This window comes from Streptomyces sannanensis (genome assembly GCF_039536205.1).
Taxonomy (GTDB): Bacteria; Actinomycetota; Actinomycetes; order Streptomycetales; family Streptomycetaceae; genus Streptomyces; species Streptomyces sannanensis.
In genome coordinates, this window is record NZ_BAAAYL010000001.1 from 1,812,757 (window position 1) to 1,829,756 (window position 17,000).

Here is a 17,000-nt window from a genome sequence, read left to right on the forward strand (position 1 = left end):
AGCGCCCTCTCAGGTCGGGCGCGACCGCGCGCACCGCCGGGTCCCCGCCCGCTCGGAAGGGAGACGGTCTGCTGGCGCCGGGAAGTGGCGTCAGCCGACCGGCGAGCGGGAGGAGGCCGAGCCGTACGTGCGCCGCGCACGGAACGAACGTGGAATTTTATGGGCTGTGCGGGTGAGCGGGGTGGGTCCGTGAAGCCGGATCAGGGCGTCACGGGTCCCGCTTCGCGCCACTTTAGTCCACTCGTCCTTCCGGTCAATCAACCGGCCAGCGCGTCGCCCGGCCCGCTCACGACGAAGCCTCATACCGGATGATTTCCCTCATTCGGGTGCATCTCTTACACGCCTGTGGGTTAGCTCACAACAAGTCCCGTTGACCTTCTTTGTCCTACCTCACAGCAGGCCCTGACCGACGGCGACCACTACCGTCATCTACATGTCGACTCCCGCGCACATCCCCTCAGAGCCCGCTCCCTCCGGCAGCCGCAGCGTCACCGACCGGCTCGTCGAGGCGAACAGCCGCTACGCCGAGAGCTTCCACGACCCGGGCATGGACGCCCGCCCCGTGCTGCACGTCGCCGTCGTCGCCTGCATGGACGCCAGGCTCGACCTGCATGCCGCGCTCGGCCTGGAGCTGGGCGACTGTCACACCATCCGCAACGCGGGCGGCGTGGTCACCGACGACGTGATCCGCTCCCTCACCATCAGCCAGCGGGCGCTCGGCACCCGCAGCGTGATGCTCGTCCACCACACCAACTGCGGTCTGGAGAGCCTCACCGAGGACTTCCGGCACGATCTGGAGGACGAGGTCGGGCAGCGGCCGCCCTGGGCGGTGGAGGCGTTCCGGGACGTCGACCAGGACGTGCGCCAGTCGATGCAGCGCGTACGGACCTCCCCCTTCCTGCTGCACACCGACGATGTGCGAGGGTTTGTCTTCGATGTGACGACGGGTCTGCTGCGGGAGATCGCCCCGTCCAACTGACGTGGAGTTATCCACAGCGAGTGACACGAAGCGGTAACGGCTACAAGAATGCGGGGGTGGCATCCGTCCGGCTCTGTCGGACGCGGTGTCCGTAATTCGGGGTGGGCCGGACCGTCTAGAGCGCGTCGGCCTTGGGAACGGGCCGAGGAGGGCCGGGTGACGACCTATGACGATCGAGCGAGCCTTACTGATCTGACCACCACGGTGGAACGGGTGCGCAGGTCGGTGGAGAGCGTGATCGAGGGAAAACCCGAGGTCGTACGGCTCGCACTGACCGTGCTGCTCGCCGAGGGGCATCTGCTCATCGAGGACGTGCCGGGCGTGGGCAAGACGATGCTGGCCAAGACACTGGCCCGGTCCATCGACTGCTCGGTGCGGCGCATCCAGTTCACACCGGATCTGCTGCCCTCGGACATCACCGGCGTGTCGGTCTACGACCAGCAGCGCAGGGACTTCGAGTTCAAGCCCGGCGCGATCTTCGCCCAGATCGTGATCGGTGACGAGATCAACCGCGCCTCGCCCAAGACCCAGTCCGCGCTGCTGGAGTCGATGGAGGAACGCCAGGTCACCATCGACGGGCAGAGCTATGAGCTGCCCAGCCCCTTCATGGTGGTGGCCACCCAGAACCCGGTCGAGATGGAGGGCACCTACCCGCTGCCCGAGGCTCAGCGCGATCGTTTCATGGCGCGGGTCTCGATCGGCTATCCGAGCCCGGAGGCCGAGCTCCGGATGCTCGATGTGCACGGGGCGGTGTCCCCCTTGGACGATCTGCGGCCGGTGGCGCACGCCCATGAGATCGTCAAGATCATCGAGACGGTCCGTGCGGTCCATGTGGCCGACTCCGTGCGCCGGTACGCCGTGGACCTGGTCGCGGCGACCCGCAGTCACCCGGACATCAGACTCGGCGCGTCGCCGCGCGCCACGCTGCATCTGCTGCGTGCCGCGAAGGCCTCGGCCGCCCTGAGCGGCCGTGAGTACGCGCTCCCCGACGACGTTCAGGCCCTCGCGGTGGCGGTGCTGGCGCACCGGCTGTTGCCGACCGCGCAGGCCCAGCTCAACCGCCGCAGCGCCGAGCAGGTCGTACTGGAGACAATCCAGCAGACGCCCGTGCCCACGGCGGGCGGCGGCGCCCCGGACGGGGTCCCGCTCTACGGCCACCGGCAGCCCGGCGTACGGCGGCTGTGATGGCGGCCGGGGGGCCCGCCGGTGGGCGCGGCGACGGGCAGGGCGGTCTGCGGGCGGCCCTGAGCGGGCTGACCACACGTGGCCGTTCCTTCCTCGCGGCCGGTGTCGCGGCCGCCGTGTGCGCGTATGCACTGGGCCAGGCGGATCTGCTGCGGGTCGGTCTGCTGCTGGCCGCGCTGCCCCTGATCTGCACACTCGTGGTGTACCGCACGCGCCACCAGGTCACCAGCAGCCGAGGTCTCTCGCCGGCCCGGGTCCCGGCCACGACGGAGTCCCGGGTCCGGTTGCGGGTCGACAATGTGTCACGCCTGCCCACCGGGCTGCTGATGCTCCAGGACCGGGTGCCCTATGTGCTGGGGCCGCGGCCCCGGTTCGTCCTCGACCGGGTGCAGCCGGGCGGCAGGCGGGAGGTGTCCTACCGGGTCCGTTCCGACCTGCGCGGCCGTTATCCGCTCGGCCCCCTTCAGTTGCGGCTCACCGATCCCTTCGGGATGTGCGAGCTGACCAGGTCGTTCACGGCGTACGACACGCTGACCGTCGTTCCGCGCACCGAACCGCTGCCGCCGGTGCGGCTGTCCGGCGAGGCGGCCGGTTACGGTGACGGCCGGCAGCGCTCGCTTGCGCTGGCCGGCGAGGACGATGTGATCCCGCGCGGCTACCGGCACGGAGACGATCTGCGCCGGGTGCACTGGCGGTCCACCGCGCGGTACGGCGAGCTGATGGTGCGCCGCGAGGAGCAGCCGCAGCGCGCCAGGTGCACGGTGCTGCTCGACACTCGGCGGACCGCCTACCAGGGCGCGGGCCCCGACTCCGCCTTCGAGTGGGCGGTCTCGGGCGCCGCCTCAACCCTCGTGCACATGCTCGAACGAGGCTATGCGGTGCGGCTGCTCACCGACACGGGCAGCTCGGTGCCCGGTGAGGGCTCGGACGGTTTCGCGGGCGCCACGCAGGACTCGGCCGACTCGGCAGGCCTGATGATGGACACCCTCGCCGTCGTGGGCCACTCCGACGGGGAGAGCCTCTCCCCCGCCTACGACGTGCTGCGCGGTGGGAACGAAGGACTGCTGGTCGCCTTCGTCGGCGATCTGGACAAGGAACAGGCCGCCGTGGCGGCCCGGATGCGGCAGCGCAGCGGCGCGGCGGTCGCGTTCGTGCTGGACAGCGCGGACTGGGCGCGGGGCGGCGTGCAGGATTCCGCCGGGCCTGCCGCCGAGCAGGCCGACGACCGGCTGCGGCGGCTGCGGGAGGCGGGCTGGACGGCGCTCGCGGTGAAGCCTGGCACGGCGCTGGCCGATCTGTGGCGGCAGGCCGGCCAGGAGAGCACGGCCGGGCCCGTGGGCGGCACGACGGCAGGTACGGGGGGTTGGTCATGAGTGGCCGCGGAAGGGTGGCGCTGTTCGCCTACATCGCCACGATGCTGGCCGCGGGGGCGCTGATGCCGCTGATCGGTCCGGCGGGCTGGATCGCCCAGGCCGGGGCGCTGCTCGCGGTCCTGAGCGGGGTGGGCGTGCTGGCCCGGCGGGTGCCGCTGGCCCGGCCGCTGACCGTGGCCGGGCAGGCACTCGTCGCGCTGCTGATGCTCACCTGGGTGTTCGCCGGGGACCAGGCGCTCGGCGGTGTACTGCCGGGACCCGAGGTCTTCCGGGAGTTCGGCCGGCTGCTTGGCGAGGGCGCGGACGACGTGGGGCGATACGCCATCCCGGCCCCCGCCACCGAAGGCATCCGCCTGCTGCTGGTCGGTGGCGTACTCGTGATCGGGCTCACGGTGGACGCCCTCGCGGTGACCTTCCGCAGTGCCGCGCCGGCGGGGCTGCCGCTGCTGGCGCTCTACTCGGTGGCCGCCGGGCTCACCGAGGGAGGGGCCCGCTGGCTGAACTTCGTGTGCGCGGGGGCCGGTTATCTGCTGCTTCTGCTCGCCGAGGGGAGGGACCGGCTGTCGCAGTGGGGCCGTGTCTTCGGCGGCGGACCGGGCGCTTCCGGCAGCGGGCCCGGTCCGCAGAACGGCAGCCCGCTCGCCCCGGTCCGTACCGGGCGGCGCATCGGCGCCGTCGCGCTGGGCGTCGCCCTGGTGGCGCCGGCCGCCCTGCCCGCGCTGGACGGCGGGCTGCTGCCGGGCACCGGCAACGGCAACGGCAACGGCAACGGATCGGGCGGCACCATCACCGCGGTGAACCCACTCGTCTCGCTGCAGAACAGCCTGAACCAGCCCGACGACCGCGAGGTCCTGAGGTACCGGACCAACGCGCCCACGACGGCGGACCTGTATCTGCGGATCGTCGCACTCGACCAGTTCGACGGCAGCTCGTGGAAGACATCGGAGCGCCGGGTCACGGACGTACCGAAAACCCTGCCGCTGCCGGCCGGGCTGAGCCCGGACAACACCCCCACCAACAGGGTCAGCACCGCCATCACAACGGCCGACTGGTACGCGCAGAACTGGCTGCCGCTGCCCTATCCGGCGACCGCGGTGAACGTCGACGGGCACTGGCGCTACGAACCGACCGGGAGGACCCTGGTCGGCGACCACGGGCAGACCACGCGCGATCTGCAGTACTCGGTCACCAGCCTGATCGTGCGACCGACACGGGACAAGCTCGCTACGGCCCCGGCCGCGCCCGCGGCCCTGCTCCGTGAGTACACCGAGGTACCGAAATCCCTGCCCGCCGTCGTGCGAAGCACCGCGCTGAAGGTGACGAAGGGCGCGTCGAACGACTACGAACGCGCTGTCAGGCTCCAGAACTGGTTCGCCGTCGAGGGCGGCTTCCGCTACGACACACACGTGGAGTCCGGTACCGGCGCGGCGGCCATCGCGCGCTTCCTGGAGCAGCGGGAGGGCTTCTGCGTCCACTTCTCGTTCTCGATGGCCGCGATGGCCAGGACGCTGGGCATCCCGGCGCGGGTGGCGGTGGGCTTCACGCCCGGGACCAAGCAGGCGGACGGCTCGATGTCGGTCGGACTGCGCGACGCCCACGCCTGGCCGGAGCTGTACTTCGAGGGTGTCGGCTGGACCCGGTTCGAGCCGACGCCGTCGCGTGGCACCCTGCCGGAGTACACACGTCCGGAGTCCCCGACCGACGGCGCGAGCAACCCGGCGGAGCCGCTGCCGGGCGATTCGGAGCTGCCGTCCGCGGCTCCGTCCTCGTCGTCGGACTGCACCCCTCAGCTGCGCAGGCTCGGGGACTGCGGCGACTCCTCCGCTGTGCCGGTGGACGACACGTACGACGACGGCACACCTCCAAGCGCGATCCTCTGGCCGGTCCTCGCCGTCGTCGTTCTGGTGCTGGTGCCACTGATGCCCGCGCTGTGGCGGGTACGTGCCCGGACACGGCGGCTGAGGCCGGGAGCCGGAACACTGGACGTCTGGCAGGAGGTCACCGACACGGCCTGGGATCACGGCATCCCGCCGGACGACTCACAGACCCCCCGCAAGGCGGCGGCGCGGATCGTACGGCTCGGGGGCCTGGAGGGCGCCCCGGCGGAGGCGGTGCACCGGTTGGCGGGCGCGGTGGAGCAGGTGCTGTACGCGCCGGAGCCCGGGCCGCTGACGGGACTGGCCGAGGACGCGCACCGCGTCCGGGCCGGTCTGTATGCGGCAGCCGGCAGCGGCAGGCGGCTGCGGGCGCGGCTCGCCCCTCGCTCGGCGGTCCGGGCGGTCTGGGTGTTCTCGGCCCGCCGGGCGGCGGCCGCAGCCAGGCTGCGCGCCCTGTGGCCCGACACCCTGCTGCGCCGCGTCTCCCGGCAGCGCGGCTAGTGCTGTGGCCGGAAGGGTTTGCCGGAAAGCTCGCGGCTGCCCCCAGCGGTAGCTGGGGAAGCGTCGCGAGCCGTGAACCGTTCTGGTCACAGCACTGGGGCGTGTTTCGAAAGTAGCGTCGTCCGCCCGGAGGGCGGGGTCGGGGGCGTCTGGTGCGTGCGATCGCAAGGCGGAGGGAGGAGAGCGCAGCGGGCTGCGCCGACGACCGACAACGCGGCGAGCGTGCGTGCCGGGCGTTCCCGACCAGGCGGGACTTTCGAAACACGCCCTGGGCCCTGTCCGGCCTGATCGGCCGGACAGGGCCCAGGGGTGTCCGGCGGTCGCGGACCGGGACGCGTGAGGGGCGACCGCCCGAAGGCGGTCGCCCCTCACGGGAATCCGATGTGCAGGACGGCTCAGTGACCCTGCTCGTCGCGGCGGCGCTGCCACCGCTGTTCGATCCGGTCCATCATGGAACGACGCTGCCTGGAATGGTGGCGGGCGCCGGGGCCGGCCTGGCCCTGCTGCTCGCCGGACCGGGGCGCCTTGCGCCATCCGGTGACCGCGAGCACCGCGCAACCGAGCATGACGAGGAAGCCCACCACGCTGATCCAGATCTGCTGGGCGACCATTCCGGCCATGAGGAGCGCGATACCCACCAGGAAGCCTGCGACCGCCTGGTAAACCCGTCGCCGGGTGTACGTACGCAGCCCGCTTCCCTCAAGCGCTGTCGCGAACTTGGGATCTTCGGCGTACAGCGCTCGCTCCATCTGCTCGAGCATTCGCTGCTCGTGCTCCGAGAGCGGCACGGAGTCCTCCTACTCGTCGGTCGCGGGGGGCGACCGGTCTGCGGCCCTTTCAGGATAGGCAGGGAATCGCCCCCGTGAAACCCGCCCTCCGCTGCCATTCGCCATTCCGGGCCGCCATGCCGGTTCGGCTGCTGAGGTGTGGATTCCCCAACCGCCGATCCGTCATGCCGGACGGTGTCACTCGATCATACGGGGCAAAGCCGCGGTTCGGAGTGGCTGTGACGTACTCCGTACGGAACAGCGCCGCTGCTCAGCCCGCCCTTCAGGGGTGCTGGGCCGGCTTCCCGGCCAGGATGTGGAGCTGGGTCGCGACCGAGTGGAAGGCGGGCAGCTCGGCGGCTGCGGCCTCCAGCTTGAGGAGCGCGTCGACGGCACCGGGCTCGGTGTCGACGAGGACGCCGGGGACGAGGTCGGCGAAGACCCGTACGCCGTGGACGGCGACGACCTCGGCACCGGCCGCCGTGACGAGTTCGGTGAGCTGTTCCGCGGTGAAGCGCCGGGGCACCGGGTCGCCCTCGCCCCAGCGGCCCGCGGGATCGGTGAGCGCGCGCCGGGCCTCGGTGAAGTGCCCGGCCAGGGCCCTGGCCAGGACGGCCCCGCCGAGCCCGGCGGCGAGCAGGCTGAGCACACCGGCGGGCCTGAGGGCCTCCATGGCGTTGCGCACACCCTCGGCCGGATCCTCGACGTACTCCAGCACTCCATGGCACAGCACGGCGTCGAAGCCGCCGCGGTCGACGACGTCGAACAGTCCGTGGATGTCACCCTGCACTCCGCGGACCAGATCGGCGACCCCGGCCTCGGCCGCGCGGCGCTCCAGCGCGAAGAGCGCGTTGGGGCTGGGGTCGACCACCGTGACACGGTGGCCGAGGCCGGCCAGCGGCACCGCGAACTTGCCGGAGCCGCCGCCGGTGTCGAGGATGTCCAGCGCTTCCCTGCCGGTCGCCTTGACCCGGCGGTCGAGGGTGTCCTTGAGGACATCCCAGACCACGGCGGTACGGAGGGAGGCCCGGGGGCGCATCGGTTCCGACACGGCAGTTGACTCCTCGACGCGGTGCCGCCCCAGGTGCGGGGCGTGAATGGTGCAGACGCCTTCCACCCTAGTGCCCCTCCCGGCAACGTCTGCCCCGTCGCGACGCTCCCCCAGCCACCTCCCCCGACCACCTCTGGGGGTGCCCCCAGAGGCGCCCCCGGGCACGCACGCTCGCTGCGTTGGCCGAAAGCCCGAGTAGCGCTGCTACGAGGGTCATTCGGCCGCCTTGCGATCGCACGCACCGGACGCCGCTCCTTGACGGGCAAACGTTGCCGGTCGCGGCACTGGTGCGACGTGAAGGGACGGTGCGTCAGCCCGCCTCCGGCTCACGCTCCCCCGACTGCGGCAGCACCGGCTGGAGCACCAGCATCCGCTCCACGAGACGCAGGAACATGCCCACGTCGCGCAGCAGATCGTCGGCATCGCGGCTGCTGGCCGCGCCCTGTATGCCCGCCTCGGCCCGGGCCCTGCGGGTGGCCCCGGAGGCGAACAGCGCGCTCCATTCGGACAGTTCGGGGGCGATCTCGGGCAGGACCTCCCAAGCACTGCGGATCCGCTGCCTGCGCCTGGGCGTGGGGTCCGGGCGGCCTCGGGCAGCGAGAACGGCGGCCGCGGTGCGCAGGGCGGCGAGGTGGGCCGTGGCGTACCGCTCGTTGGGCGTTTCGAGGACCGCGGCCTCCTCCAGCCCGGTACGGGCCTGGGCGAGCAGGCCGAGGGCCGCGGGCGGCGCCCCGGCGCGGCGCAGGGCGGGGTGGACATCGCTCGCCGGACCGGTCAGTGAGGGGGCAGGGCCGGTGGCGCGGCGCCGGCGTGCGGCAGCGGCGTGGGTGCTGGCCATGACGAACCTCCTGTCGTCGCGTGACGGCGCGGTCGCCGTATGTGCTCATCGTGCAGCCCGGCACTGACAATCCCCGCTGACCTGCCGTTTTGCCTCGCTCGCAGGTTCGGGGCTATTTTTTTGAACTGACCGGTCAGTTCAAAAGGGAGGGGTACGTGGTGGACAGCCCGCACGGGGCAGCCGTCACCGCCGAGAACTTCGGGCTCAAGGGCCCACGCGGCTGGGCCTTTCGCGGTGTGCGCCTCGACGCACCGCCCGGATCGCTCGTCGCGATCGAGGGCCCGTCTGGCTCCGGCCGCACCTGTCTGCTGCTCGCGCTCACCGGCCGGATGCGCCCCACCGAGGGCCACGCCGAGGTCGGCGGGCTGCGCCTGCCGCGCAGGATGGCAGCCGTACGCGGCATCAGCGCCCTCGGTCCGGTCCCGGGCGTCAGCGACCTCGACCCCGCGCTGACCGTGTCGGAGCACCTGCGCGAACGAGCCCTGCTGCAGCGCCGGTTCGCCGGATCGCCGCGTGCCATGCTCCGGCCGCGGACGGAACGGGCCGCCGAGGCCCGGCGCCGGATCGACGCCGCTCTGGCCGCCGCCGGATTCTCCCCGGACGACCTGCCCAAAGGACCGCGTACGCCGGTACGCGACCTGGAGCGGCTGGAGTCGCTGCGCCTGTCGGTCGCGCTCGCGCTGATCGGCCGGCCTCGTCTGCTGGCCGTCGACGACACCGACCTCAAGCTGTCGGACTCCGAGCGCGCCGAGGCGTGGAAGCTCCTGCGCGCCGTCGCCGACGGCGGGACCACCGTGATCGCGGTGTGCAGCCAGGCGCCCGCCGGCGCGATCACCATCCGTACGTGCGAGAACGAGAAGGGGGCGGCTGATGCGTTCGCCAAGACTGGCCGCGCTTGAGCTGAAGCGTTTCGGCAGGGGAAGGCTGCCCCGTGCGGCGCTCGTCGCGCTGCTGCTGCTTCCGCTGCTGTACGGCGGACTGTACCTGTGGTCCTTCTGGGACCCGTACGGACGCCTCGACCGGCTCCCGGTCGCCCTCGTCAACGCGGACCGGGGGACCACCGTCGACGGCAAGAAGATCACGGCGGGCGACGACATCACCGAGGGCCTGCTCGACAGCAAGGTCTTCGAGTGGCACGAGGTGAGCGACGCCGAGGCGCGCAAGGGCGTGGAGAACGGGACGTACTACCTCTCGCTGACCGTGCCTGCCGACTTCAGCGCACGGATCGCCTCCAGCTCGGGCGACTCCCCCGAGACCGGCGCCCTGGAGGTACGCACGAACGACGCCAACAACTACATCGTCGGGTCCATCTCCCGCTCGGTGTTCTCCGAGGTCCAGCACGCCGCGTCCAAGACGACCTCGCAATCCTACCTCGACAAGATCTTCATCTCCTTCTCGGACATCCACGACGCCACGGCGGAGGCCGCCAAGGGTGCCGACGACCTCAAGGGCGGCATCGGCGAGGCCAAGGAGGGCTCGAAGGATCTCGCGAACGGCCTGAAGGACGCCAAGGAGGGCAGCGGCAAACTGGCCGGCGGCATCGACAAGCTCGACCAGGGCGCCGCCGACCTGGAGGCGGGCGCCAAGCGCGTCGCGGACGGCACCCAGGCCCTGGCCGACAAGGTCGGCGGGACGGCGGACAAGGTACGTCCGTATCTGAAGGACAACGCGAAGACCATCGGCGACTCCGCCCGGTTGGTCGCCGACTCCACGCAGACCATCCGGGACAACCTCGCGTCCCTCTCCGAGGACTCCCCCGGCGTCGAGACGCGTGCGCAGGACGCGTCCGGGGAACTCGACGCCGCGTACAAGGAGATGTGCGAGGGAGCCGCAGCGCCGGCCGCCGACTGCCCGGCCCTGCTTCAGGGCAAGCAGGCCGCCGGCGAAACCGCGGAACTCGCCGGGAAGCTCAACTCCCTGGTACAGGACCACAAGGACGATCTGAAGACCCTGGACACCCGCCTCGGCTCCCTGCAGCAGGAGGCCCAGGCCCTGGCCGACCACGCGCCGAACCTGAGCAAGGACCTGGACTCGGCCGTCGCGCAGATCAAGGCCCTCAACACCGGCGCCCAACAGGTCGCCTCGGGCGCCGACGACCTGCACACCGGGCTGACCGGCGCCAAATCGGGCTCCAAGGACCTCGACTCCGGCGTAGGCAGGCTCGAGAACGGCGCCAACGACCTCGACGGCGGCCTCTTCAAACTCGCGGACGGCTCCGGCAAGCTGGCCGGCGGACTGCACGAAGGCGTCGACAGCATCCCCGACTACGACAAGGAGGACAGGGACCGGCGCACCGATGTGATGGCCGACCCCGTCCAGCTCGCCGCCCAGTCGCTGCACAAGGCGCCCAACTACGGCACTGGATTCGCCCCGTACTTCATCCCGCTGTCCCTGTGGGTGGGCGCGATGGTGGCGTACATGCTGATCCAGCCGCTCAACCGGCGCGCGCTCGCCGCCGGGGCCTCCGCCTGGCGCATCGCCCTCGCCGGCTGGCTTCCGGTCGCCGCGATCGGTGTGCTCCAGACCGTCGCGCTGATGTCCGTGCTCCACTTCGCGGTCGGCCTGGAGATGGCCCACGCCGCCGGCACGATCGCCTTCCTGGCGCTGGTGACCTGTTGCTTCGCCGCGATCGTGCAGTGGCTCAACGCCCGCTTCGGCGCGGCCGGCCGGATCTTGGTGCTGGCGGTGCTGATGCTCCAACTGACCTCCGCGGGTGGCACCTACCCGGTCCAGACGAGCCCGGACTTCTTCAACGCAATCCACCCCTTCCTGCCGATGACCTACGTGGTCGAGGCGCTGCGCCGGCTGATCTCCGGCGGCGAACTCACCCCGGTCTGGCAGGGCAGTGCGGTCCTGCTCGCCTTCACCGCCGGAACGCTCGCCCTCACCGCCGTCGCCGCCCGCCGCAAGCAGGTGTGGACCCTCGACCGTCTGCACCCCGAGCTGAGCCTGTGAGAATCGGTGTCATGGACAGCAGTAGCACGCGCCGCCAGGCCACCCGGCAGAAGCTCTACGAAGCCGCGGTGACCCTCATCGCGGAACAGGGCTTCTCCGCCACCACCGTGGACGAGATCGCCGAGCGCGCCGGGGTCGCCAAGGGCACGGTCTACTACAACTTCGCCAGCAAGACCGTGCTGTTCGAGGAATTGCTGCGACACGGCGTCGGGCTGCTCACCGAATCGCTGCGCAGCGCTGCCGAGGAGACCGCGCAACGCGGCGGAAGCAAGGTCGAGGCGCTCGACGCGATGATCCGGGCCGGTCTGGTCTTCATCGACCACTCTCCGTCCTTCACCCAGCTCTATGTCGCCGAGCTGTGGCGCACCAACCGGGCCTGGCAGTCCACGCTCATGGTGGTCCGTCAGGATGCGGTCGCCGTCGTCGAGACCGTGCTCAAGGAGGGCGTCGAGGCCGGCGAACTCAGCGAGGAGATCGACATCCCGCTGACGGCGGCCGCGCTGGTCGGCATGGTGCTGGTGGCCGCCCTGGACTGGCAGGCGTTCCAGCCCGAGCGGTCGATCGACGATGTGCACGCGGCCCTGTCGCGGCTGCTGCACGGACGGGTGAGCGGGCGCTAGTCCGCACACACGGAAAACGGCGCCGGTCCGGCGTGGCTCGAAAGGATCGAGCCACGCCGGACCGGCGCCTTCCCCGTTTCTTCTCCCCCTGTGGTCACCCCCGGGTCACCCCCGGTTCCTCGGGGGAGCCGCGCCGTTCCGCCGCCCCGTGCCGGCGGTACCGGCGCCGCGCCCCCTCAGTGCTTCCACTCTCCCGTCTCCGCAGGTGGGCGCCCATCCGTGAAACTACTCATCTCCTCACTAGGTACGGATACTCAGAGCTGAGTTCCCGTCCCCACTCCCGGCGGCCGGCTGTCAGTGGTGGCCGATAAGGTCGCACACATGGCACGGATTGCGGTGATCGGCGCCGGGATGGGCGCGATGGCGGCGGCTGCCCGGCTTGCCGTGGCAGGCCACCGGGTGGCGGTGTACGAACGCGCTGCGACATACGGCGGCGCGGTGGGCCGGTTCGAGCGCGACGGATTCGCCTTCGACACCGGGCCCGGGCTGCTGCATCTGCCCGCGGTCCAGCGCGACCTGTTCGTGAAGACCGGCAAGGAGCCGCTGGAGCAGTGCGTAGAGCTGGTCCCGGTCGACCCGGCGAGCCGGCATGTCTTCGCCGACGGCACCGGGGTGTCGCTGCCGAACGCCTCGCGCGCGGGCGTCGTCTCCGCCCTGGACGAGGCGCTCGAGGCGGGCGCGGGTGAGCGCTGGGGCGAGTTCCTCGGCCGCGCCCGTGACGCATGGGACCGGTCCCGCAGACCGCTGCTCGAGGAGCCCCTGCCGGCCGACCCCTCGCCGTTCGAGCGGGACCCGTATCCCGCGCAGGGCCGGGGCTTCCTGCGGCGCGGCGCGCGCACCCTCGCCGAGGTGGGCGCCTGGGAGCTGCGCGATCCACGGCTCGCCGCGCTGCTGGAGGGCCACGCCCTGTCCTACGGCCTCGATCCCCGTACGGCGCCCGCCTCCGCAGCCGTGTTCGCGTACATGGAGCAGACCTTCGGCAGTTGGTACGTGCGAGGCGGCATCCGAGCCCTGGCGGACGCCCTGTACGAGCGGTGCCTGGCCCGGAAGGTGGAGTTCACCTTCGAGGCGGAGGTGACCGACGTGCTGGAGAAGGCCGGCCGGGCCTGCGGGATAGAGCTGGCCGGCGGGCAGCGCGTCGAGGCCGACTTCGTGGTCGCCGGCGCCCCGGTCCCCGCCCTCTACCGGGATCAAGTGGTGCACTGGGAGCGCCAGGACGAATGGCCGCGCATGCAGTCGGCCGCGCGCACCGGGCGGGTGACGGTGTGCCTGGCGCTGCGCGGCGCCCGGCCCGGGGACGCGGTCCATCGCACGGTGGTGCACACGACGGACCGGGACGGGGAGCTGGACGCGCTCGCCGCGGGCCGACTGTGCGACCGGCCGACGGTGACCGTCCTGCGGCCCGACGACGCGTCGCTGCGGCCCGACGACGCCCATGAGGCGATCACGGTGACCGCCACCGTGCCGGCCGGGGGCGCATGGTCGTCGGAGAACCTCTGGGGTGCCGGTGCCCAGGCGGGGGCCTTCGCGGACCGGATGGTCGAGGCGGCGGCCCGGGCCGTACCGGAGCTGCGCGACCGGCTGCTGTGGCGCGAGGTGCGCACCCCTGCCGACACCTTCCGGGAGACCGGCGCGTACCGGGTTCCGGCACCGGCGCTGGCGGGTGCGGACGGCGCCTGGCTGCCCGCGGCGAACCGCTCCCCCCTGCCGGGCCTCTACTTCGCGGGCGGCTGGTCCCACCCGGGCGGCGGACTGGCCCACGCAGGCATGTCGGGCGCCCTGGTCGCCGGCCTGATCGTCGAGGGCGACGACTTCCGCGGCTCACAGTGAGCGGGCGCGGCCGGGCGGGGCCCGGCCGGTGCTCGTAACGGGAGCCGCGGCCGTCGGTCAGTAGCGGTACTGGTCGTCGGTGCCGGTGCCGCCGTCCGGCTGGTGGACCGTGGGGTCGGCCGGGTACGCCTCCGCGTCGCGCTGCTGGGGGACCCAGACGCCACCGGGCGGGGTGTCCGTCCCGTACTCCGCGGCGTACGGATCGGCGTACTGCTGGGTGTTGGTACCGATGTACGGACCGGGGTACGCGGTGTACTCCTGCTGCTGGCCGGTGCCGTAGCCGTACTGCCCGTAGGACTCCTGGCCGGCGCCCTGGTCGTAGCCGGAGTACGCGTCGTATCCGCTGTACGGCTGCTGCTGTCCGGCGTGCGCCGAGCCGGAGTAGACGCCGTACTGACCGGTGTCCTCCTCCAGTGGCTGCGGCTGGTAGACCTGCGTGGTCTCCACCGCCGACTCCTCGGGTACCGGCTCGTACTCGAGGTCCGACACCTCCAGCGTCGGCTCCTTCGCCGGGGCCGGGCCGCCGCCCCTGCGGCGGCGGCTGGCGCCGGGCTTGCCGCCGATGGCCCAGCCCGTCGAGAAGCCGCGCCGGAAGGACAACGTGACATAGGTCTGGCCGACCGCGAAGGCGATGGCGCCCACCGCGATCACCAGCACCGAGGGCAGCAGGACGCCGATGACGACGCCCAGGAAGCCGGTGAAGGCCAGCAGCCTCCACCGTAGGCGCGCCTTGTACTGCAGCAGCACTTCTCCGAGCAGCCACAGCGCGACGATTCCGAACGCGATGTAGAGGACCGTCCAGCCCATGTACGCCCTCTCCCTACGGCCGTCACTTCCCGGACACGGCCATCGCCCCGCTCACGGCTGCTCGTGCAGCCCGAGGTTTTCGTAGATCTCGAGCGACGCGGTGGAGTTGTTGAGCGTGATGAAATGCAGCCCCGGTACATCCTCGGCCAGCAGCCTCGCGCAGAACTCCGTCGCGAACTCGATGCCAATGGAGCGTACAGCGGCCGGATCGTCCTTGACCGAGAGGATCCGTTCTTTCAGGTCTTCGGGCAGACGTGCACCGCTGAGCTGCGAAAGCCGCTCGATCTGCTTGACGCTGGTGACCGGCATCACTTCGGGGATGACCGGGGTTTCGCAGCCCTCCGCCGCCAGCCGGTCACGCAGCCGCAAGTAGTCCTCGGGAAAGAAGAACATCTGCGTGATCGCGTAGTCCGCGCCCGCACGGCACTTGTCCACGAAGTGCTGGATGTCGGTGTCCCAGTCCTCCGAGCGCGGGTGCATCTCCGGGAAGGCCGCGACGCCGACGCAGAAGTCTCCGGACTCCTTGATCAGGCGGACCAGCTCGGCCGCGTACGTCAGGCCCTCCGGGTGCCTGACCCACTCCCCCGTCGGGTCGCCGGGCGGGTCGCCGCGCAGCGCGAGCATGTTCCGGATTCCCGCATCGGCGAACTGGCCGATCATGTTGCGCAGCTCGGCGACCGAGTGGTCGACGGCAGTGAGGTGCGCGACGGGCGTGAGGGTGGTGTCGGCGGCAATCTGCTCGGTGGCCTTCACAGTCCCTTCACGGGTGGAGCCGCCGGCTCCGTACGTCACGGAGACGAAGCTCGGCGCGACCGCCTCGACCCGGCGCAGCGCGTTCCAGAGGTTCCGCTCGCCTTTCTCGGTCTTGGGCGCCCAGAACTCGAAGGAGTACGACGTCTTGCCGGTCTCGAGCAGCTCGCGCACGGTGCGTGCGCGATCTGTCCTGGTGGAAGCTGTGCCTAGGGCCATACCCGCAGGTTAGCCAGGGCTCGGCGGTCGCCCAACGGTCGTCCACGTGTCGGACACCAGGCGTTCAAAACCGGCCACGTCAAGGCCTGGCCGTGGCCTGGCCGCCGTATGCCCGTATCCGCTTCGTGAGATCGGCGGCGGCCGTACCCGGATCGTCCGCCTCGGTGATCGCGCGCACAACGACGACCCGCCGGGCGCCCGCGTCCAACACCTGCTCGAGGTTGCCGGCGTCGATCCCGCCGATCGCGAACCAGGGGCGGTCGGTGGCCAGGGACGCGGTGTGACGCACCAGGTCCAGACCGGGGGCGTGCCGTCCGGGCTTGGTGGGGGTGGGCCAGCAGGGGCCGGTGCAGAAGTAGTCCACGCCGTTCTCGACGGCGGCCGCTTCCGCCTCGGACTCGGAATGTGTGGAGCGGCCTATCAGCACGCCGTCGTCGAGGATCGCGCGGGCCGCCGGGACCGGCAGATCGCCCTGCCCCAGGTGCAGCACGCCGGAGCCGCTGGCGTGGGCGACGTCAGCGCGGTCGTTGACCGCGAGCAGCTTGCCGTGCCGCCGGCAGGCCTCGGCGAAGACGGAGAGGTGCTCGAGCTCCTCTCCCGCCTCCATGCCCTTGTCGCGCAGCTGCACGATGTCCACGCCCGAGGACAGGACGGCGTCCAGGAACTCGGGAAGGTCCCGCTGGCGCTTGCGGGCGTCCGTGCACAGGTAGAGCCGTGCTTCGGCGAGCTGCTCACGGGCCAGTGACATGGGGACCCCCCGTTGTTGTCCTGTGGTCGCGGGCCGGGTGCTCCGGCCCGCGACCACAGGTGCGGTTCGTGTCGTCAGACGGCGAGCGCCTGAGCGCGGCGCTTCACCTCCGTGCCGCGATTCTCGCTGAGGGCCTGCACGGGGGTGCCCGGCAGGGTCGGGTCGGGAGTGAAGAGCCACTCCAGCATCTCTTCGTCGGTGAAGCCGTCGTCCCTCAGGAGCGTCAGGGTCCCCGAGAGGCCCTTGAGCACCTTCCCGCCGCCGATGAAGGCGGCGGGAACCTGAAGCGCCCGGTTCTCCCCACGGCGCACGGCGATCAGCTGGCCCTCCTTGACCAGCTGCCGCACACGCGTCACCTCGACATCGAGCTTTTCGGCGATGTCGGGGAGGTGGAGCCAGGCGGGGACGAGAGCATCGATCTTTGCGTCAATCTCGGTCACGGGACAAGCGTGCCATCCCGGACTGACAGCCGGTACCCGGACCGGTCTGTCCGGGGTACG

The 17,000-nt window shown here is 71.6% G+C and carries 15 protein-coding genes; 8 read left to right on the forward strand and 7 right to left on the reverse strand.

Annotation, left to right across the window (positions count from 1 at the left end; all coding sequences use genetic code 11):
- Positions 1-433 precede the first annotated feature (433 nt).
- From ABD858_RS08380 to ABD858_RS08395, 4 genes are all read left to right on the forward strand, one after another.
- Positions 434-979 carry a beta-class carbonic anhydrase gene (locus ABD858_RS08380; protein ID WP_345035566.1) on the forward strand — a complete coding sequence of 182 codons (546 nt, stop codon included), beginning with the start codon at positions 434-436 and terminating at the stop codon, positions 977-979.
- A gap of 156 nt (positions 980-1,135) precedes the next feature.
- Positions 1,136-2,164, forward strand: coding sequence for an AAA family ATPase (locus tag ABD858_RS08385; protein WP_345035568.1), 1,029 nt, complete (start codon positions 1,136-1,138; stop codon positions 2,162-2,164).
- On the forward strand, positions 2,164-3,537 hold the full coding sequence (locus ABD858_RS08390) for a DUF58 domain-containing protein (protein WP_345035569.1): 1,374 nt from the start codon (positions 2,164-2,166) through the stop codon (positions 3,535-3,537). The genes ABD858_RS08385 and ABD858_RS08390 overlap by 1 nt, the downstream gene beginning before the upstream one ends.
- Entirely contained in the window at positions 3,534-5,915 is a 2,382-nt protein-coding gene (locus tag ABD858_RS08395; RefSeq protein WP_345035571.1) for a transglutaminase TgpA family protein, read from the forward strand. The genes ABD858_RS08390 and ABD858_RS08395 overlap by 4 nt, the downstream gene beginning before the upstream one ends.
- 395 nt (positions 5,916-6,310) lie before the next feature.
- Here ABD858_RS08395 and ABD858_RS08400 read toward each other — a convergent pair whose 3' ends face one another.
- The 3 genes from ABD858_RS08400 to ABD858_RS08410 form a co-directional block, all read right to left on the reverse strand.
- The gene (locus ABD858_RS08400; RefSeq protein ID WP_345035572.1) at positions 6,311-6,703 is read right to left on the reverse strand and encodes a DUF3040 domain-containing protein; all 393 of its coding nucleotides are present in this window, start codon (positions 6,701-6,703) and stop codon (positions 6,311-6,313) included.
- 262 nt (positions 6,704-6,965) lie between these two features.
- Positions 6,966-7,733, reverse strand: a complete 768-nt coding sequence (locus ABD858_RS08405) for a class I SAM-dependent methyltransferase (protein WP_345035573.1) — start codon at positions 7,731-7,733, stop codon at positions 6,966-6,968.
- Positions 7,734-8,043: 310 nt separating this feature from the next.
- Positions 8,044-8,571: an SAV_6107 family HEPN domain-containing protein gene (locus ABD858_RS08410; protein ID WP_345035575.1), complete on the reverse strand. Its 528-nt coding sequence runs from the start codon at positions 8,569-8,571 to the stop codon at positions 8,044-8,046.
- A 158-nt stretch (positions 8,572-8,729) separates the two neighbouring features.
- Between ABD858_RS08410 and ABD858_RS08415 the strand changes: the two genes are divergently transcribed.
- The 4 genes from ABD858_RS08415 (at position 8,730) to ABD858_RS08430 (ending at position 13,976) form a co-directional block, all read left to right on the forward strand.
- Positions 8,730-9,470, forward strand: coding sequence for an ATP-binding cassette domain-containing protein (locus ABD858_RS08415; protein WP_345044359.1), 741 nt, complete (start codon positions 8,730-8,732; stop codon positions 9,468-9,470).
- Positions 9,442-11,526 carry a YhgE/Pip family protein gene (locus ABD858_RS08420; RefSeq protein ID WP_345035576.1) on the forward strand — a complete coding sequence of 695 codons (2,085 nt, stop codon included), beginning with the start codon at positions 9,442-9,444 and terminating at the stop codon, positions 11,524-11,526. The genes ABD858_RS08415 and ABD858_RS08420 overlap by 29 nt, the downstream gene beginning before the upstream one ends.
- Before the next feature lie 11 nt (positions 11,527-11,537).
- Entirely contained in the window at positions 11,538-12,146 is a 609-nt protein-coding gene (locus tag ABD858_RS08425) for a TetR/AcrR family transcriptional regulator (protein WP_345035578.1), read from the forward strand.
- Between the two features lie 321 nt (positions 12,147-12,467).
- A complete protein-coding gene (locus ABD858_RS08430; protein ID WP_345035579.1) occupies positions 12,468-13,976 on the forward strand; it encodes a phytoene desaturase family protein in 1,509 nt (502 codons plus the stop codon).
- Positions 13,977-14,033: 57 nt separating this feature from the next.
- Here the strand turns inward: ABD858_RS08430 and ABD858_RS08435 are convergent, their stop codons facing one another.
- The 4 genes from ABD858_RS08435 to ABD858_RS08450 all read right to left on the reverse strand — a co-directional run bounded on the left by ABD858_RS08435 (position 14,034) and on the right by ABD858_RS08450 (position 16,940).
- Positions 14,034-14,783 carry a hypothetical protein gene (locus tag ABD858_RS08435; protein ID WP_345035580.1) on the reverse strand — a complete coding sequence of 250 codons (750 nt, stop codon included), beginning with the start codon at positions 14,781-14,783 and terminating at the stop codon, positions 14,034-14,036.
- Positions 14,784-14,834: 51 nt separating this feature from the next.
- Complete coding sequence (gene metF / locus ABD858_RS08440; protein WP_345035582.1) at positions 14,835-15,752, reverse strand: methylenetetrahydrofolate reductase [NAD(P)H]; 918 nt, start codon at positions 15,750-15,752, stop codon at positions 14,835-14,837.
- A 79-nt stretch (positions 15,753-15,831) separates the two neighbouring features.
- Positions 15,832-16,500 carry a thiamine phosphate synthase gene (gene thiE, locus ABD858_RS08445; RefSeq protein WP_345035583.1) on the reverse strand — a complete coding sequence of 223 codons (669 nt, stop codon included), beginning with the start codon at positions 16,498-16,500 and terminating at the stop codon, positions 15,832-15,834.
- Positions 16,501-16,574: 74 nt separating this feature from the next.
- Positions 16,575-16,940, reverse strand: a complete 366-nt coding sequence (locus ABD858_RS08450) for an Rv2175c family DNA-binding protein (RefSeq protein ID WP_345035584.1) — start codon at positions 16,938-16,940, stop codon at positions 16,575-16,577.
- Positions 16,941-17,000 lie beyond the last annotated feature (60 nt).

Bases quoted from the DNA above. Each gene is read 5' to 3' on its own strand.
- ABD858_RS08380 (WP_345035566.1), top strand. From the start codon at position 434: ATGTCGACTCCCGCGCACATCCCCTCAGAGCCCGCTCCCTCCGGCAGC.
- ABD858_RS08390 (WP_345035569.1), top strand. From the start codon at position 2,164: ATGGCGGCCGGGGGGCCCGCCGGTGGGCGCGGCGACGGGCAGGGCGGT.
- ABD858_RS08395 (WP_345035571.1), top strand. From the start codon at position 3,534: ATGAGTGGCCGCGGAAGGGTGGCGCTGTTCGCCTACATCGCCACGATG.
- ABD858_RS08410 (WP_345035575.1), bottom strand. From the start codon at position 8,571: ATGGCCAGCACCCACGCCGCTGCCGCACGCCGGCGCCGCGCCACCGGC.
- ABD858_RS08420 (WP_345035576.1), top strand. From the start codon at position 9,442: ATGCGTTCGCCAAGACTGGCCGCGCTTGAGCTGAAGCGTTTCGGCAGG.
- ABD858_RS08425 (WP_345035578.1), top strand. From the start codon at position 11,538: ATGGACAGCAGTAGCACGCGCCGCCAGGCCACCCGGCAGAAGCTCTAC.
- ABD858_RS08430 (WP_345035579.1), top strand. From the start codon at position 12,468: ATGGCACGGATTGCGGTGATCGGCGCCGGGATGGGCGCGATGGCGGCG.
- ABD858_RS08435 (WP_345035580.1), bottom strand. From the start codon at position 14,783: ATGGGCTGGACGGTCCTCTACATCGCGTTCGGAATCGTCGCGCTGTGG.
- metF (WP_345035582.1), bottom strand. From the start codon at position 15,752: ATGGCCCTAGGCACAGCTTCCACCAGGACAGATCGCGCACGCACCGTG.
- thiE (WP_345035583.1), bottom strand. From the start codon at position 16,500: ATGTCACTGGCCCGTGAGCAGCTCGCCGAAGCACGGCTCTACCTGTGC.